Genomic DNA, 17,000 nt, shown 5'->3' on the forward strand with positions numbered 1-17,000 from the left:
CGGGATTCCCTGAGTATTTCTACAAGAATCGTTCTGCTATCTTTATAGGGCATGAATAAAACAGGATACCAGACGCTCAAAATCGTTGATTCCCACACCGGTGGTGAACCGACTCGCGTCGTTGTTGAGGGGTGTCCAGATCTCGGGAAAGGGGATCTGGCGGCTCGTCGTGATGTGATGCGCAATGAGCATGACTGGGTGAGGACATCCGTATTGCTGGAGCCAAGGGGCTTCGAGGCGATGGTGGGTGCGGTTCTTGTGGAACCTCATGCTGAGGATTGTGTGGCTGGAGTGATTTTCTTCAACAATGCCGGCTACCTGAACATGTGCATTCACGGCACGATCGGTCTGGCCAAGACGCTCAAGCATCTCGGTGTAATTGAGTCTGGCTCTCACCGTATTGACACGGTGGTGGGGGTAGTGACGATCCATCTGAATGAGGACGGCAGTGTGTCTGTGGACAATGTGCCCAGCTATCTGATGCAGGAGAACGTGGAGATCGAGGTTCCTGTCTACGGTACGGTGACTGGCGACATCGCCTGGGGTGGCAATTGGTTCTTCCTGATTGATGGTCAGGGGCCTGAGGTTAAGTACGAGAATATCGACCAGTTGACCGATTTTACGTTGCGTGTGGGGGAAACACTGGCTCTGCAGGGAATCACAGGCGAGAATGGTATGGAGATCGACCACGTGGAGGTTTTCGGCCCGCCGGTCAATGATGAGGCTGATAGCCGCAACTTCGTGATGTGCCCGGGAGGCGAGTATGACCGCTCACCCTGTGGTACGGGAACTTCTGCCAAACTGGCGACGCTTTACGGCAAGGGCAAGCTCAAGGAAGGCGAGACCTGGAGACAGGCAAGCGTGCTGAACACGGTATTCACCGGCAAGGTCAAAGCGACCGGTGAAGGGAATGCTGTGATACCAACCGTCACCGGACGTGCCTGGATCAATGGCGAGTGCACGGTCATCCTGGATCCAGAAGATCCTTTTGCACACGGAATTTTTAACGATAGTATTCAATAGTAACCATTCACTTCTAGAACCTAGAAACTAACAAAAAGAGACATGTCATTAACTGGTCAATCATTCATCGGATTTTCAAGAGGTGCAGGTAGCGAGACTTGCGGTTCCGCCATCAACCCTGCAACAGGCGAGGCGCTGACACCTAACACCATCGGGGCGACAGATGCTGAAGTGCAGCAGGCGCTTGAGCTAGCAGCGAGTGCATTCCAAGTTTACCGCGAAAAGAGCGGTGCTGAGAAAGCGGCATTCCTGCGCGCCATCGCAGACAATATCGAGGCTGTAGTCGATACCATCGCGGAGCGTGGTCCACAGGAGACAGGCCTTCCTGAAGCACGTATGCGTGGTGAAAGTGGCCGTACCATGGGGCAGCTGAGAATGTTTGCTGCCCTCGTGGAAGAAGGTTCCTGGGTTGATGCCCGTATCGAAAACGCACAGCCAGACCGTCAGCCGCTTCCTAAGGTAGACCTTCGCTCGATGCTTCGCCCGCTCGGACCAGTCGCTGTTTTCGCAGCTTCTAACTTCCCATTGGCATTCTCTGTGGCAGGTGGTGACACCGCTTCAGCGCTGGCTGCAGGTTGCCCGGTGGTGGTAAAGGCTCACTCTTCTCATCCGGGACTCTCTGAGATCGTGGCTGAAGCTGTCGTCAAGGCGGCTCAGGAGACAGGCATGCCTGAGGGGGTGTTCTCCATGGTCTTCGGCGGTGGCCGTACCGTGGGTCAGGCTCTGGTAAAGGCGCCACAGATCAAGGCGGTTGGCTTCACTGGTTCTCTGGCTGGTGGGCGCGCGCTGATGGATATCGCTGCGCAGCGTGAAGAGCCAATCCCAGTGTATGCTGAAATGAGCGCGATCAATCCGGTTGTCGTTCTCAACAGCGCGCTTGGGGAATCCAGCGAAGCTCTGGCTGAGGCTGCTTACGGTTCACTGACCATGGGTGTTGGTCAGTTCTGTACCAACCCAGGTTTGTTCTTCATTCCAGCGGTTGAGTCCGATGCCTTTGCTCACAAGCTTGCCGAACTTACAGCAGCGGGCGCTACTGGCACCATGCTCAACGAGGGTATCTGCCAGGCATACCGCGACGGCATTGCTGCATTGCAGGGGCAATCTGCAGTTGACCAGCTGGCACTGGTTCCAAGCGAAGCTACAGGCCAGGGCGGTCCTGCAGTATTCCGTACCACTGCGGCTGAGTTCCTCAAGAACGAGGCGCTCACCAATGAGGTCTTCGGTCCTGCTACCTTGCTTGTTACTTACCATAGTGAGGCTGAGCTGCTTGAGCTTTGCAGATCGATCGAAGGTCAGTTGACTGCTTCCGTGCACGGATCAGCAGAAGACTTCGAAGGTGCTGGTGAAATGATCCAGATTCTTGAGCAGAAAGCTGGTCGTCTCATCTTCAATGGATTCCCGACTGGCGTAGAAGTATGCCACTCCATGGTGCATGGTGGTCCATTCCCATCGACGTCCGATGGCCGCTCTACATCCGTAGGTTCCATGGCGATCTTCCGTTTTGCCCGTGCTGTTTCCTACCAGAGCTTCCCGCAGGCGGCACTTCCTGCTGAGCTGCGTGATGACAACACCCTCGATATCTTCCGTATGGTGGATGGTGTGCAGGGTAAGCACTAATTCAAGTTTCACTCACTAAAACTAACTGGCAAAAGGGTCCCTTCGGGGGCCCTTTTTTCTTTAAGAGAGTGGAACTTGGTGACGTAAAAATGCCAGCAAGCATGCGATATCGCCAGCAGCTATCCATGGTGTCAATGACTTGTGTGGGTATAAGTGACGAACCAGACATGGCAACATTATGAAACTCACTCTAGCTCTTCACTCTCTCACTTTGACGGCATCACTCGCGCTTCCCGCGGCTTTGATGGCATCCGGCCCAGGTACGACCAATGACTTCGGTGGTCGGCGGGTATTGTACATTGGTATCGATGGAGTCAGGCCAGATGCTTTGCAGGCGGCGAATACGCCAAATATGGATGCCTTAGCAGCGGAGGGGGTGATTACCTACAATGCCTTTTCGGGGGGAGTTCTCGGGACATCCAGTCAACAGTCGACTTACAGTGGTCCCGGGTGGTCGAGTTTGCTAACAGGTGTCTGGACGGACAAGCATAAGGTGACGAACAACTCGTTCACAGGGCATGATTTCCAGAACTATCCGCACTTCTTTAGAAGGATCAAGGAGAAGGTGCCTACGGCTCATGTGAGCAGCATCATTCACTGGAGCCCGATCGATACGGTCATCGTGGAAGGTTCGAAGGATGGTGGAGTAGAGTTTGCGGATTTTCGTAGTAATCAGTCGACCGATACCGGGGTCGCCAATGTGGCGGCGGCTCAGTTAGGCTCGAGTGATCCTGATGTGATGTTCTTGCATTTTGATGAAGTGGACTACGCGGGCCATGGCTACGGCTACAGCACGAGCGTGCCAGAGTATCTCTCTGCCATTGAAGGTGTGGATGGTTATATCGGTACGGTGCTGACGGCACTGCAAAACAGACCTCAGTATGCGCAGGAGGACTGGCTGGTGATTGTCAGTACTGATCATGGTGGTACAGGCACGGGGCACGGAGGGCAGACGAGTGGTGAGCGTACGATCTTTATGCTGGTGAGTGGTGGGGCTACGGAGAATGGCGTGGTTTCGACAGAGTCGCCAGGGCAGCCAGCGGCTCCAGCTACGGCAATGAAGCATCTTGGTATCACTCTTGATCCATCTTGGGGATGGGAAGAGGATGCGTTTGGTTTGCCCGCTCCGCGTTTTGATGCGGAGGTAGCTGGAGACTATGCGTTGCTTCATTGGGATCTCCCAGAAGGAGGATTGAGTGGTCTAACCGGCTTTGAGCTGCTTAGGGATGGTGTGAGTATCGCGACTTTGGGGCTTGAGGTGAGGAGTTACACGGATAGTCCAGTTGTGCCAGCGAGTGGAGGTGTGCAGTACTCTTATAGCCTTCGTTTCTCAGGGAGCAGTGAGCCTGATCAGAGCGAACAGCTTACATTGGGAACGGGGGATAATGTATCTGATCTTGAGATGTACCTGACCTTTGACGAGGTGACTGAGGATGCATCAGGCAAGGGGCATCACGCTACAGCAGTGGGTGCACCCTCCTATGTGGATGGTGTGAGTGGTAAAGCGGCTGTGTTAGATAGTGGTCGGTATTTTACAGTTCCTCAGACGGGAGGTTTGCTCTTTGGGTCGACTATGGATTTTACGGTTTCCTTCTGGATGAAGAGCAGCGGCCAGTGGTCTGGAGATCCTTCGTTTGTCTCGAACAAGGATTGGGATTCTGGTGCCAACCAAGGCTGGATAGTGGCTGGTCAGGCTAATGGCCCGGCCTGGCAGTGGAATTTAAAAGGAGACGCTGCATCACGAAGGGATTTTGACAATGGTGGGCTGGTACAGGACGGCAAGTGGCACCACATCCTTGTCAGCCATGATCGGGATGGAAGCGCGTCCTTCTATCAGGATGGTGAATTGATCGGCTCGGTCAATATCGCCAATGATGGCAGCGTAGATACTGGATTTCCACTGGTTATCGGTAGAGATGGTGAGCTGGACTATGGCTTTAATCAGGAGCTCTACATTGATGAGGTGAAGATCTGGAGGCGTGCTCTCAGTGAAATCGATGTGAAAGCGGAAGTGGCTGGCCGCAGCGAATACTTTGTCTGGCAAGAAGATCAGTTCAGCGAGGCTCAACTCGTGGATCCTCAGGTCAGCGGAAATGATGCGGATCCAGATCTCGATGGAATGAATAATGCGCTAGAGTTTGCATTGGGGCGCAATCCACTGGTTGTGGATGCGGCCACAGTGTTACAACTGGAGCAGGTTGATGGTGAATGGATCGTGAGTTGGCCACAGAGAAGTGGCGGCACTGGCATAATCGGAGTGGATTACCAGGTATCTGGCATAGCTTATCAATTGGAGGCATCGGCGTCACTTGGTGGCTGGCAGTCTGGAGCTTCAGTCATTCACCCACATGGTGGCCCGAGATACCTTCAGCCCGGTTGGCACAAGGCCAGCGCGAAGTTGCTCACGCCTTCTTCAGAAGACTCTTACTTTTATCAGTTGAAGGTAGATAAGTAATCTGGTGAGCGGATTATGCTAGTTAACTTTCTTTTTGGCTAATAGTGTAGTATGGTTGAGGCTAGGTGGATGGCATAAAACACATGTTGTCCACTTCTCTGCTCATGACTGAAACTAAGCCTACAGACACTCAATTCCTGACAATCGCCGTCCGCATTCCCAGTTGGCTGGGCTATGGGCGGGAGATGTACCAAGGGATAGCCTCCTACGTTACCGAGAATAACTTGCGTTGGCAGATCCAGACCGAGGTGGATTCCGATGGCGAGCTGATGCCGCACTTGCTAGACGATTCCTGGCATGGGGATGGGGCGATCTTTTTCCGCTATACGGATGAGGAGATTGAGGTCCTGAAGGCGAAGAATTGTCCGGTGGTATCGACCAGCCGAGTCTCTGAGCACCCCTGGGTGTCAAAGGTGCATGCTGATAACGTGCAGATAGGCAGGTTGGCCGCAGAGCATCTGATCTCCACTGGTGCTCCCAATCTTGCGTGCTGGATTGATCCGGAGCGGGCGTATTGCCATGAGCGTTTGAAAGGTTTCATGGAGGTAGCCAAGAAATACCACCGTGATGTGCAGGTGCTTGAATGTATTGCTTCCGTCTACCCGGCAGATAGGAAATGGTCGATCATTCGTGAAGAGATGAGGCAGCAACTCCAGCAGCTTGCGAGGCCCACAGCCTTGCTTGCCCGGGATGATATTGCCGCGGCTGGGTTGATCAAGATGGCGCTGGAGCTAGGGATCCAAGTACCTAATGAACTCACAGTTCTGGGGGTTGGCAATGATCCTGTGCTAAGCTGGATTACGATGCCAGCGATGAGTAGTGTCGCTATTCCCGCCAAGGAGATAGGCTGGCATGCTGCGCGTGTTCTGCACCAGCGAATGGAGGCTGGGCGTATGAACGAGGAGGTAGTCAATGTCCCTGTTCACGATGTGATTAAGCGTGACTCGACTCGAGTCATCCATACCTCGGACGAGCTGGTCGCCAGGGCGTGCCATTTCATCAGGCTGGCTGATCCGGAAAGGCCGGCATCAGTGAAAGATGTCTGCCATGAACTAAATGTGTCTGCGACGACTTTGTTGAAACGCTTCCAGGCTGTGCTGCATTGTTCACCGAAGCAGTTTATTGACCGTTCTCGCTTCGAAGAGTCCTGTCGAGTGCTTCGAGCCAACCATGCACCGATCAAGACGGTGGCCTACAGTCTTGGGTTCAAGTCTCCGGAGGAGTTTGATCGTTTCTTCAAGCGGCATGCCGGGTTGACTCCAAGTGCCTATCGCGAGGGGTGCTAGCTCTGGTCAGGGGAAAACATTTAAAGTGTGTTCAGAGTCATTTACGGGGGGCTGGATGAGCTTATGCCCTGAGTATTTGATTGCAGTCAGTGATGTAATCATCTTATGGTGAAGTATGTGTTCTAAATTGCTTGAGAAGTTTGTCTTTGCCATATCAGTTAGTTCGGCCTGTGCTGTGGTACATGCTGGCGAGCTAACAGAAGTGACGAATGAGGTGAATGCTGAGCCTGATGCCTCCATACCTTTGTTGGCTGTGGATGGCCCTGAAATGGCTAGCTTCTACTACGACTATGTAGGAGAGATGGATTTTGAGGATGAGTCGGGATCTTATAATTTGAATGCTTTCCGGCTCCAGTCCCCCATAGCGGGAGCGTATGATGATGGGTTTGGATGGGGAGTAGATGTATTCCTGGAGTACACTGACTTTAATGTGAAGGATCAGCCCGCATTGGAAGATTTGGACCTTTATCGGATAGGGATGGATTTGAATTTTATCTGGCTGAATGTGAAGGGCTCAAAGTGGTCGCCAGTGCTCAGGCTGTCTCCGTCGCTATCGAGTGACTTTGAGAGTGTGTCCACGGATGACTTCAGGATGACTGCCACAGCGGGAGCATTCTATCAGCAGAGATCTAACCTGAAGTGGTTGTTTGGGATCTTTTACACGAACAACTACTACAGTGATAAGTGGAACAGCTTCTTTATGTTGCCGGTAGTGGGGTTCAGTTGGCAGCCTGCCGACTGCTATGACATTACGGCTCTCGGGCCGAGGATCGATTTTAGCTATCTACCCAATGACGACTGGAAAATAGGGGCCTTTTTTGCGGCTCGTAGTCGTAATTGGAATACTGAAGGAGATAATTCATTTCAGGTCAGTGCCTACATCGTGGGAGTTAGGCTGGATTACCAAGTGGTGGAAGACTGCTGGATCATCGGTGAGGCCGGGATGACCATTAATAATAGTGTCGATGTCTATGACCGTCATGATAGGGAACTCTTCAGCGAAGATGCGGATGCGGGAGTCTTTGCTTCCGTGGGTTTGCGATATCGTTTCTAGTGGGGTGCAATGGGTTCAGGGGCTCTGTCTGGCGAGCCTGTTACATTGGCTGCTAGATTCTTTGCTTTGGTTCATCCTGAGTAATAAGTACCGAGGTAAGGTGTTTGTCCTGAGTGGAGTGCATCTGCGACAATTTTGTGAAATGGCTTCCCAGAGGTGTTTTTCTTGGGGGGTGAGGTTTCCTAAGCAAGAGCATGGGGTGATCTAGCTCAGAAGAGCCTAGTCTCGTTCTTAGTCAGTCAAGAGTATGGCTTACGGCCTGAATTTCAACTACGCGGAAGTATTGACCGCTACTTCAACAGTGGCGCCGTAGTGTTATCTAGGGGAGCGATGCGAAACCCATCGTTCTTGGGATGCTCCCGGTGCGGGGCTGGTCGTGGGTTCTAAATTGATAGTGGACTGGATGTTTTGCCATGGCTCGCCACTAGGCGGCAAGTGGTGATGATGATTGGATGATCACTGATCATTGAGTGTTTCTGGCAGGTGCAATTCCTGTCGGAAAGCTTATGGCGCATTGAAGAACTCTAAGATACACATTCATGAAAACACACACACTATATGCCGCCGCAATCCTCGGGTTGGTTTCCACCGGAAATTTGATGGCGACTACGATCATCCTTGGAAACGCGGGGAGCGGAACGAATACAAATATCCCAGATACCTTCGGAGATAATGTATCGGCATCTGATCCTGGGCGCTTTGAAGTAACAGACGGAGGTACTCCCAATATTGGTTTGACCTGGGATGCCAGCGGAGGCACCAATGCGAACTCCTGGCAATTTCATGGCTGGGGAGGATCGGACTATGCCGCTGGGGGAGCGCTCCAGATGGACGGTTCATCCACGAATAGTATCTTTTCTATCACCTTTACTCCGGAAGCCGGGTTTGGTGTGGTGCTCAACGGTTTCGATTTTGTCGGAGACACGAACAACGATACTTATCAGTACCGTGTAGATCTGGTAAGAACCTTTGACAATAATACTGTATTTACGACCACGACAGCCGAGTGGACGACGGACACCAGTCAGCCTCAGGAGAATGCTCCCTCTGTAACGATTGATTACACTGGAGCACTGGGTGAGGAGTATCGCTTGGATCTAGTCCGCTTGAATGATGATAGCTCAGACACTGGGAGTCGCGTGGATATTGCTATCGATAACCTGAGCTTTGGTCAGACGGCTATTCCTGAGCCGACCTCAACGGCGCTGGTCGGCCTGGGTGCTTTCGCTTTCGTGCTTCGCCGTCGACGCTAACATTTTTTGTGTACATTGTGTTACCAGTGTTCCCTCCGGGTGGTTTTCCACTCGGAGGTTTTTTGTGCCGTAGTTTGGTGGCTGAGTCGTCTAACTTCCTGATTTGCATTCTGGAGAAATGAGGACATAGTATGCCCTATGTGTTTTCATTTCCTCACAAAGAGCTTTCTAGCAGTTTCTATAATGGCTCTCCCTCTAGCAGCGATTCAGGCAGGTGAACTCATGGAGATCCCTAGTCCGGAGGCTGACGCCATGAAGCCTATCGTATCTAAGGACGGCCCGAGGATGTTGAGTTTCTACTATGACTATTTTTCGGAGGTGGATTTTGATGATGAGAGTGGGAGCTACCAGATGCATGCAGCACGACTCCAGACTCCTGTGGCAGGAGGTGGGGGAGAGCGGTTTTCTTGGGGTGTGGATGCCTTTTTCGAGTACATCAACTTTGATGTGATGGATCAGCCTTTGCTAGAAGATCAGGATCTTTATCGCACGGGGCTAGACCTGAATTTCATCTGGCACAAGGTGAATGGGTCAAAGTGGTCTCCTGTGATCCGCTTGAGTCCATCGCTGGCGAGTGACTTCGAATCAGTGACCAATGATGATTTTCGGATGACTGCCTTTGTTGGTTCGTTTTACCGTCAGCGGCCCAATCTGAAGTGGCTCTTTGGTTTGTATTATACAGATAATTTGAATGATGAACTGCTTCTCCCTGCTTTCGGGGTAAGCTGGCAACCGACTGAGAAAATGGATGTCACTTTGCTGGGGCCCAGGATTGATGTGAGCTATCGGCCTCAAGAGGATTGGAGACTGGGTTTGTTTGCCTCGGCGCACAGCCGGAGTTGGAATATTGAGGGGGATACGGGATCCGAATCCTTCGAGGTAAATTCCATGAGAACAGGAGTCCGGGTGGACTATCAGATGAAGGAGGATCTCTGGCTTGTGATGGAGACTGGTGCTACCATGCTGAATGCCGTGGAGCTGCTAGATAATGATGAGCATGAAGTTTTTGATGATGATGCGGAAACTGGCTTCTTCGCGAAGCTGGGGATGAGATACCGGTTCTAAGAATTTCCATTGCCATAACAGAGAAGCCCCCTGTCACTACTAAGCGACAGGGGGCTTCATGTTTCAAAAGGATTCAGGCTCGATCGTTACTTCTTATTGGTCTCCTTGAGCCATTTGGTGAGGAGCTGATCGAGTTCTGCGACGACTTCAGGTTTCTCCTTGGCGAGGTTCTGGTGCTCTCCAAGGTCATCACTGAGATCATAGAGTTCGTATTTCTCTCCTGCATCGAAGCGAATGAGCTTCCACTTGCCCTTGCGGATGGCATTGGAAGGCTTGTGGCCGGATCCATGATTGTGCGGGTAGCTCCATCCGATGAAGCGGTCTTGCAGGGGTGCGCTTGGTTCTTTGCCTTCCAGAACGCTAAGCAGGGACTGACCGTCGAGGTGTTGCTCGGGCTTGAGTTCCAATCCGGCGATATCCAGCAAAGTCGGGTAGATGTCCATGGTGATGGCGGGCGTGTCCACGACATGGGCTTGGAGCTTGCCTTTCCAGTAGAAGATAGTCGGTACACGGATGCCGCCCTCGTAGTTCCAACCCTTGCCGGAGCGCAGTGGAAGGTTGGATGTGGCGCCATGCTTGCCACGGAGATGGCAGTGGCCACCGTTGTCTGAAGTGAAGATGATGAGAGTGTTCTCCAGTAGCTTCTCTTTCTCCAGGAGTTCCACGACACGTCCCACATTTTCGTCAAGACTTTCCATCATGCCAGCATAAGCAGCGTTGTCCTGTCTGCCGCGTGACCAGGTGCCGTAGCGGTCTTCCGTAAAAGGAGTCTTGGTCTTGCCATAGACATCTTTGGACTTGGCCTTATACTTGTCCACGAGATCCTTGGGGGCTTGCAGTGGGGTATGGACAGCATAGTGTGCGAAAGTCAGGAAGAAGGGCTTCTCCTTGCCTTTGTTTTCAGAGATGAACCCAAGAGCGTGATTGGTGAGGGCGTCTGTGAGGTAGTCTCCTTTCTTGCCGTCTTCAAGGTCCGGCACATCCCAGAAGGCTCCATTTCTCTTGTTGTTGTATGGAAAGAAGTAAGAGGCTGGCTGGCCAGCGCGGTTGACGCAGCGCATCCAGTCAAAACCCTGGTGATCCGGGAGCTGGTTTTCTTTTTCCCCCAGGTGCCATTTACCGATGTAGCCAGTGGTGTAGCCGCCTTCCTTGAGTGCCTCGGCCATGGTGACCTCCTTGAGCGGGAGGTGAATGTCTGAAGGTTGAGGAATCCATTGGGTGATGCCGACGCGTTGAGGTGCCTTGCCTGACATCAGGGCGGCACGGGTGGGGGAGCATACCGGGTGGGCGGAGTAGCCGTTGGTGAAGTTTACCCCCTCCTTGGCGAGCTTGTCGATGTTGGGAGTCTCGTAGAACTTGGAGCCATTGGCGCCGATGTCAGCCCAGCCGAGATCGTCGATGAAGAAGAGGACGATATTAGGCTTCTCTGCGGCAAAGGTGGAGCAGGTCAGGAGGGCGGTGAGTAAGGTACTAATTAATTTCATGATCACGGAGTACTCAGGTGTACGTGCTAATAGATCGCTTTTATCAGGGATATATTAGCAAACAAATGCAAACTAATCTCTCGCTGTGTTCTTATTGGGCACAGTTGGAGATAGATGGCTAGTGAGGTTTTACTGGCAGATAATCACCGCGCTTGCGGCCTGCCGAGGTGGTTTGATGGGAGCGAAATGGGCAAAATGTCAGGAAATTCTCAAAAATTTGGCTTGTATATTGCCGTGTTAAGACTAGTTTGCGCGTCCCATGGCCAGAAAAGCAGGAAAAGCCAAGACACGTAAGTCAGTAGCTAAGCGCTTCAAGGTCACCGGTACAGGTAAGATCCTTCGCCGTAAACAAGGTAAGCGCCACATTCTTCAGAAGAAGAGCAGCAAGCGCAAGCGTTCCCTCGGGAAAGCTACCCTCGTTTCCGAGGCGGATGTACCACGCGTTAAGGAAAACCTTCCTTTCGCCTAATCCGGTGAATCATTGAGGTGCGTCAACTGACGCGCCCCACCCGCGAATCGGGTGGAACTCCACGTAGCCTGTCCAGCCAAGCTGGAATACGATCAAGCGAGACTGCGGGAGCTATCAGAAAACAGTTTGATCAAGAGAATAAGAAAACATGCCAAGAGCAACAAATAGTCCGGCAAGCCGTTCTCGTCGCAAGCGTATCCTTTTACGCGCGAAGGGTTTCCGCGGTTTCCGTTCAAAGCTATATCGTTACGCCAAGGACGCTGTCATCAAGGCACGTCAATATGAGTACCGCGACCGTAAGAAGCGCAAGGGTCAATTCCGCCGACTCTGGATTCAGCGTATTTCCGCTGCTTCCCGTGCACAGGACCTTACCTACAGCCGCTTCATGGAAGGTCTCAAGGCTGCTGGAATCGAAGTAGACCGCAAGATCCTCGCTGACCTTGCTGTGAACGACATCGCTTCCTTCAACGTGATCGTTGAGCAGTCCAAAGAGGCACTCGCGAAGAAAGCTGCTAAGTAACACACAGCACTCCAATAAACTTTTTACACAGCCGCCTGGGTTCTCCCGGCGGCTGTTTCTTTTTGTGCCCTGCTGCATGTGGGGTGGAAATGGGGCCGGTGATCGCGGGGGATTGTGATTTGTGGTGCCCAGGAGGCGGGATTATTGAAGGCGGGAACAATAATCTAAACTGAGACAATGATATCGAAGACTTTGACATATGCGGCACTCGCCATGCTGGCAGCCCTTCCCGTGGAAGCCCAGCAGAAGGAAGAAGCGAAGGCTGGGAAATACCACAGCGTGCCACTGATCCGTACGGATAGATCTGGCCACTATTTGGCTCCCGTGAAGGTAGGGAATCGTGATTTTCGTTTTCTAGTGGATTCTGGAGCAGGCATGGAGCTAGTGCTTGCGCAAGGTACTGCGAAAAAGCTCGGCAAGCAGCTGAATGACGGAGGTAAAGCGGGTGCAGCGGGTGGATCGGTTGCCATGCAGAAGACTCGCGTTGGTCGTTTCTCCATAGGTGATGCACCGAGAGTGGCTAAGGGGGTGCAGACTTATGTGATTGCCCTACACCATGCGGCGCTGGAGTTGGATGGAGAGAAAGTGATTCCAGACGGGCTGATTGGTGCTCGCTTGCTGAACCAATGGAATGTGGTGGTGGATACCGCCAAAACAGCTCTGCTTGTGCCTGATGAGGGGCTTTCAGAAGGTGCCTTTGCTGATCGGTTCGAGGACGATAAGGCTGTAAAGATTCCTTTCGAGAGAGGTATGCATGGCATGCCCTTCGTGGATCTGATCATTGATGGTGAGTCTTATTCATTTCTGATCGATACTGGTGCAGGGACTGGAACTATCGAACCGGGTGTTGCGGAAAAGCTTGGCTTGGAAGTTATCAAAGAGAATTCCTCCTTTGGCGGCGCTGGAGATAAGCGCGTGAACAATGCCAAGGTGGTGATGGCAAAGGATGCCGTACTCGGTGGTAAGGCGAGGTTTCCAAAGATTTATTTCCACACCCACACCATGGATGGGACACTCAAGGCGCCAAAGGGTAAGAATCTTGGTGGTATCTTGGGGGGCAAGGTGCTTGCTAGCGGAGGTGCCTTTGTCGACTTTGGAAGTCAGCAGATCATCATTCCTAAGCGCATTGTTCTCAAAAGGGGGGCTAAGGCTAACTAGTCGGCCAGAGATCATTAGAAAAAAGCCGCCCAGATTTCTCTGGGCGGCTTTTTGATTTCGGGGGATGGTTAAAGTTTGCTGGTGAGGGTGATGCTTTCTCCGGCTTTGAGTGTCGCCACGAGCAGGCCGTCCTTTGTTTTTATCGGGCGTGAGCTCTGATAGGGCTCTTTGCCAAACGGGTTTCGTAAGTTGACTTGGCCGCCGTGTTTGGAGCTGATTGTCACACTCTGGGTCATGCCGTCCTTGCGGGTGGCTGAGACTTTGAGTCCTCCCTCCGCGCGCAAGTCGCGGAAAGAGCAGTCCTTCCAGTCGGCAGGAACACTTGGGAAGATGCGGAGTGTTTCGCCCCAGCTCTGCAGGTACATTTCCTGAACGGCGTCCATAAAGAGGAAGTTCCCTTCCAGGGTAAAGGGGCGGTAGGTGAATCCGGAGAGACCGCTTTTAGTCTGGTCCCCATTGACGTGGAATCCATTGCGGGTCACGAAGGCTCTTTCGAAGTCGGTGAGCAGGCGTGCTGCATCCTCGGGGAATCCAGCCCTGGCTGCCAGAGAGGCAGCCCAGGTGAATGAATACCCGGTCCAGGCGGAGCTTCCGTTATCGATAAGCTGGCGGACTGAGTTGCGCACCAGTGCTTTTTGCTCAGGCCCTTGCTCGATGTTGAGGATGCCCAGCGGGTGGATGGCCAGTGTGTGGGAGAAATGGCGGTGGCTGTGGTCGAAAGGAATGCCCTTGGCGACCTCGAGAGTCTGTGTCTCTGAGTCGACCTGGAGTGAGGGCATCTTGGCCAGGTAGCCAGCCCATTTCTGGGCGTCTTGCTTCTTGTCCAATTCCTCGGCCATTTCCTGTAGGGCGCCAAGTCCCCAGCTCAGTAGAGCTTGGTCGAAATTGGAATTGCCCTTGAGGTAGGCATTGAAGCTACCGTTGTTCCACTCCGGGCTGGTGGAGAGTTTCAGGTAGAGCTTGCCGTCTTTTTCATCGGTCAGCGCGATAACGGAGCTCATGATCTCGGCCAGCCATGGGTAGGCGGTTTTTTCTAGAAAGGCTCTATCCTGGCTTATCTTCCAGTGCTGGTAGAGGGCGTGGCCGTTCCAGAGTCCGGCAGTCATGGACATGGCGTATTGTGGCCAGCCGCCCATGGCCTGACCCTTGAGTGTCATCACACCGGGGACCATGGCGGTATCCAGACCGAAGAACTCTTTGCCGTACTTGCGGAACTGCTCCATGCGGTCCACGTAGTAATTGATGTAGGACATGCCTGACTCCTCCAGGCCGGCAGCTTGCCAAGCCACGTAGTTCATTTGCGTATTGAGGTCGTTGTGGTAGTCGCCCTTCCAAGGTGGCAGGCTACCTTCGTCAGCTGTCCATACGCCTTGTAGGGGCATTGGTGGGGCATCGGCGCGACTGGCGGAGCCGTAGTAGTATTTGACCAGATTGTAGTGGTTTTGCAGGCGTGGCTTAGGGATGGAGACCTCTGATTGGTTGTAGAACTTGTCCCACCACTGCCTGTGCTCATCGAGCAATTCGTCCCAGCCTGTGGTGAGGCCGGCCATCGCGTATTTTCTGGCCAGCGCAAGGCTATGGCTGGACTCCTGGTTGGTCGTGATTGCGATGGCGGTCAGCAAATGATCCTCTTGTTCCAGCCAGCGTACATAGAAGGTGTATTCCAGTCCTTCGGCAGTCTGCTGCGTGAAGAAGGCTTCGTTGGTACTGGTCTTGGTGTTTGGTGCTGGGTAGCCGAGCTTGTCGATGGACTGCGGGCGGATGAGGTTGAACTCCGTGCCCAGTGGCAGTTTCAGCAGGATGACTGGCTTCGTGGCAGAGAAGAAGGCCTGCGCCTGTTGTTTTTTGCCCAGATCTACAGTCGCCAGCGCCTTCTCGAATTCCAGATGGAAATTCTCCGCTGCGTTTCCCTCGGGGAGGGTCATGACAAGGCGTGCTCCAGGGATCTTGGTCCAGGGGCTGCCGTTGTAGGTCTGGTCGAACAGACGGCTAAAAGTCTTACCGTCTTTGTTCTCGATCGATTCCAGCAAGGTCTGCAGGTTGCGCTTGGGGTCTTTGCTGGCTGCGTTGCCGCGCTCGTCCCATAGATCGCCTCGATCGAGTGAGAGGCGGAGCTCGCGTCCTTCGCCCCAGAGTAGACCGCCGGTCAGGCCGTTACCGAGTGGTAGCGCGTTGTCCCAGCGCTGAATGGGGGCAGGAAGGCTCATGGAGTCTTCTCTGAGTGTGTCCTGGATGCGTTCGGGGCTGGTTTGCATACTTTCTGCGTTCAGTGGTAGGGTGCAGAGAACACCGGCCAAGGAATATGTCGAAATCGCTTTAAGCATAAGATGTCGTGCTTGTTGTGTTCCTTCTTTACCCTCAGGGGGGTGGGATTCTTTCGAGGTTGTGCAAAATATTTTGCATGGATGCGCTGGCTCTAAATCATGAGTCAAAGTCGGGGGGAGGCCGCGTGTGAGGTGAATGCATGGGAGTAGAGGGTTTAAATCAGTGGACTTTGGCGGGGATTTGTGGCAAGGCACAAGGCGTCCATGAAAGAGCAGATTGAAACCATTCAGGCTGATGCGCTGGCTGCGGTAGCAGCGGCTACAGATGAGAGATCTCTTGATGATGCCCGCGTGGCTTTCCTTGGGAAAAAGGGAAGCCTCACCCTGGCGTCCGCAGGTATGAAAGACCTGCCAAATGACCAGAAGCCTATCATGGGCCAGGCGCTCAATGTGGCGCGCACCGCGATCACCCAGGCGATCGACGAGAAAAAAGCCGCTCTTGAGTCTGAGGCTGACAAGAAGTCTGTCGAGGGTATTGACCTGACTCTTCCCGGCCGTGAGCTTCTTCAGGGTGGCTTGCACCCGCTGACGCTGGTGAAAGACCGCGCCGTTTCCATTCTCCGCCGCATGGGCTTCGCGCTCGCAGACGGTCCTGAGATCGAGACCGAGTACCACTGCTTTGATGCGCTGAATACTCCGGACGATCACCCGGCACGTAACGAGAAGGATACTTTCTATTTCGATAGCGGCAAGCTGCTGCGCACCCACACCTCTAGCGTGCAGATCCGCACCATGGAGAAGGCTAGCGCGCCAGTCCGCATCATCGCCCCGGGCTCCGCCTACCGCCGCGATGAGATCGATGCCACCCACCTTTCCGTCTTCAACCAGCTCGAAGGTCTCTACGTGGACAAAGATGTGAAGCTGGGCGATCTGAAAGGAACGCTGGAATATTTCCTCCGCGCCATGTTCGGCACGGACACCGAGGTGCGCTTCCGCCCTCACTTCTTCCCATTCACCGAGCCTAGCTTCGAGATCGACGTGAAGCTTCACGTGAAGGGGCAGGAGCCAAAATGGATCGAGGTCGCTGGCTGCGGCATGGTGGATCCGGCTGTGTTCTCCTCCGTGAGTGAGCAGCGCAAGGATGATGCCTTTGATCCTGAGAACGTGACAGGCTTTGCCTTCGGTATGGGGATTGATCGCCTTGCGATGATCCAGTACGGCATCAAGGACATCCGTCTGCTGATCGAGAATGATGCGCGCTTCCTCCAGCAGTTTGCCTGATTTTGCCAGCCGGGGTGACGATTTGCGCGCCCCGAAGGCCTGACTTTACATGTGACGGAGAAGTTGTAAGA

The 17,000-nt window shown here is 53.3% G+C and carries 13 protein-coding genes; 11 read left to right on the forward strand and 2 right to left on the reverse strand.

What is annotated here, in order from left to right:
* Positions 1-51: 51 nt before the first annotated feature.
* The 7 genes from BUB27_RS10595 (at position 52) to BUB27_RS10625 (ending at position 9,753) form a co-directional block, all read left to right on the forward strand.
* A complete protein-coding gene (locus BUB27_RS10595; RefSeq protein WP_143183821.1) occupies positions 52-1,023 on the forward strand; it encodes a proline racemase family protein in 972 nt (323 codons plus the stop codon).
* A 42-nt stretch (positions 1,024-1,065) separates the two neighbouring features.
* Positions 1,066-2,640: an aldehyde dehydrogenase (NADP(+)) gene (locus tag BUB27_RS10600; RefSeq protein WP_143183822.1), complete on the forward strand. Its 1,575-nt coding sequence runs from the start codon at positions 1,066-1,068 to the stop codon at positions 2,638-2,640.
* A gap of 178 nt (positions 2,641-2,818) precedes the next feature.
* The gene (locus BUB27_RS10605) at positions 2,819-5,095 is read left to right on the forward strand and encodes a LamG-like jellyroll fold domain-containing protein (protein WP_143183823.1); all 2,277 of its coding nucleotides are present in this window, start codon (positions 2,819-2,821) and stop codon (positions 5,093-5,095) included.
* A gap of 104 nt (positions 5,096-5,199) precedes the next feature.
* Positions 5,200-6,381, forward strand: coding sequence for an AraC family transcriptional regulator (locus tag BUB27_RS10610; protein WP_159434912.1), 1,182 nt, complete (start codon positions 5,200-5,202; stop codon positions 6,379-6,381).
* A gap of 115 nt (positions 6,382-6,496) precedes the next feature.
* On the forward strand, positions 6,497-7,435 hold the full coding sequence (locus BUB27_RS10615; RefSeq protein WP_143183825.1) for a DUF6268 family outer membrane beta-barrel protein: 939 nt from the start codon (positions 6,497-6,499) through the stop codon (positions 7,433-7,435).
* Positions 7,436-7,974: 539 nt separating this feature from the next.
* Positions 7,975-8,688, forward strand: a complete 714-nt coding sequence (locus BUB27_RS10620) for a PEP-CTERM sorting domain-containing protein (RefSeq protein WP_143183826.1) — start codon at positions 7,975-7,977, stop codon at positions 8,686-8,688.
* 183 nt (positions 8,689-8,871) lie between these two features.
* Positions 8,872-9,753 carry a DUF6268 family outer membrane beta-barrel protein gene (locus BUB27_RS10625; protein WP_143183827.1) on the forward strand — a complete coding sequence of 294 codons (882 nt, stop codon included), beginning with the start codon at positions 8,872-8,874 and terminating at the stop codon, positions 9,751-9,753.
* A gap of 86 nt (positions 9,754-9,839) precedes the next feature.
* On the opposite strand, the gene BUB27_RS10630 is transcribed toward BUB27_RS10625, so the two are convergent.
* Positions 9,840-11,237 carry a sulfatase gene (locus BUB27_RS10630; RefSeq protein ID WP_143183828.1) on the reverse strand — a complete coding sequence of 466 codons (1,398 nt, stop codon included), beginning with the start codon at positions 11,235-11,237 and terminating at the stop codon, positions 9,840-9,842.
* A 259-nt stretch (positions 11,238-11,496) separates the two neighbouring features.
* On the opposite strand from BUB27_RS10630, the gene rpmI reads away from it, so the two are divergent.
* From rpmI to BUB27_RS10645, 3 genes are all read left to right on the forward strand, one after another.
* Positions 11,497-11,706: a 50S ribosomal protein L35 gene (gene rpmI / locus BUB27_RS10635; RefSeq protein WP_143183829.1), complete on the forward strand. Its 210-nt coding sequence runs from the start codon at positions 11,497-11,499 to the stop codon at positions 11,704-11,706.
* 148 nt (positions 11,707-11,854) lie between these two features.
* Entirely contained in the window at positions 11,855-12,226 is a 372-nt protein-coding gene (rplT, locus tag BUB27_RS10640) for a 50S ribosomal protein L20 (RefSeq protein WP_143183830.1), read from the forward strand.
* A 177-nt stretch (positions 12,227-12,403) separates the two neighbouring features.
* Positions 12,404-13,384: an aspartyl protease family protein gene (locus BUB27_RS10645; protein WP_143183831.1), complete on the forward strand. Its 981-nt coding sequence runs from the start codon at positions 12,404-12,406 to the stop codon at positions 13,382-13,384.
* Between the two features lie 68 nt (positions 13,385-13,452).
* Here BUB27_RS10645 and BUB27_RS10650 read toward each other — a convergent pair whose 3' ends face one another.
* Complete coding sequence (locus BUB27_RS10650; protein ID WP_143183832.1) at positions 13,453-15,708, reverse strand: glycosyl hydrolase family 95 catalytic domain-containing protein; 2,256 nt, start codon at positions 15,706-15,708, stop codon at positions 13,453-13,455.
* Positions 15,709-15,912: 204 nt separating this feature from the next.
* Here BUB27_RS10650 and pheS point away from each other — a divergent pair, with 204 nt between their 5' ends.
* The gene (gene pheS, locus BUB27_RS10655) at positions 15,913-16,929 is read left to right on the forward strand and encodes a phenylalanine--tRNA ligase subunit alpha (protein ID WP_143183833.1); all 1,017 of its coding nucleotides are present in this window, start codon (positions 15,913-15,915) and stop codon (positions 16,927-16,929) included.
* Positions 16,930-17,000 lie beyond the last annotated feature (71 nt).

It is taken from the genome of Rubritalea squalenifaciens DSM 18772 (genome assembly GCF_900141815.1).
Classification (GTDB): domain Bacteria; phylum Verrucomicrobiota; class Verrucomicrobiia; order Verrucomicrobiales; family Akkermansiaceae; genus Rubritalea; species Rubritalea squalenifaciens.

Bases quoted from the DNA above. Each gene is read 5' to 3' on its own strand.
- BUB27_RS10595 (WP_143183821.1), top strand. From the start codon at position 52: ATGAATAAAACAGGATACCAGACGCTCAAAATCGTTGATTCCCACACC.
- BUB27_RS10625 (WP_143183827.1), top strand. From the start codon at position 8,872: ATGGCTCTCCCTCTAGCAGCGATTCAGGCAGGTGAACTCATGGAGATC.
- rplT (WP_143183830.1), top strand. From the start codon at position 11,855: ATGCCAAGAGCAACAAATAGTCCGGCAAGCCGTTCTCGTCGCAAGCGT.
- BUB27_RS10650 (WP_143183832.1), bottom strand. From the start codon at position 15,708: ATGCTTAAAGCGATTTCGACATATTCCTTGGCCGGTGTTCTCTGCACC.
- BUB27_RS10605 (WP_143183823.1), top strand. From the start codon at position 2,819: ATGAAACTCACTCTAGCTCTTCACTCTCTCACTTTGACGGCATCACTC.
- BUB27_RS10600 (WP_143183822.1), top strand. From the start codon at position 1,066: ATGTCATTAACTGGTCAATCATTCATCGGATTTTCAAGAGGTGCAGGT.
- rpmI (WP_143183829.1), top strand. From the start codon at position 11,497: ATGGCCAGAAAAGCAGGAAAAGCCAAGACACGTAAGTCAGTAGCTAAG.
- BUB27_RS10615 (WP_143183825.1), top strand. From the start codon at position 6,497: ATGTGTTCTAAATTGCTTGAGAAGTTTGTCTTTGCCATATCAGTTAGT.
- BUB27_RS10645 (WP_143183831.1), top strand. From the start codon at position 12,404: ATGATATCGAAGACTTTGACATATGCGGCACTCGCCATGCTGGCAGCC.
- pheS (WP_143183833.1), top strand. From the start codon at position 15,913: ATGAAAGAGCAGATTGAAACCATTCAGGCTGATGCGCTGGCTGCGGTA.
- BUB27_RS10610 (WP_159434912.1), top strand. From the start codon at position 5,200: ATGACTGAAACTAAGCCTACAGACACTCAATTCCTGACAATCGCCGTC.
- BUB27_RS10630 (WP_143183828.1), bottom strand. From the start codon at position 11,237: ATGAAATTAATTAGTACCTTACTCACCGCCCTCCTGACCTGCTCCACC.
- BUB27_RS10620 (WP_143183826.1), top strand. From the start codon at position 7,975: ATGAAAACACACACACTATATGCCGCCGCAATCCTCGGGTTGGTTTCC.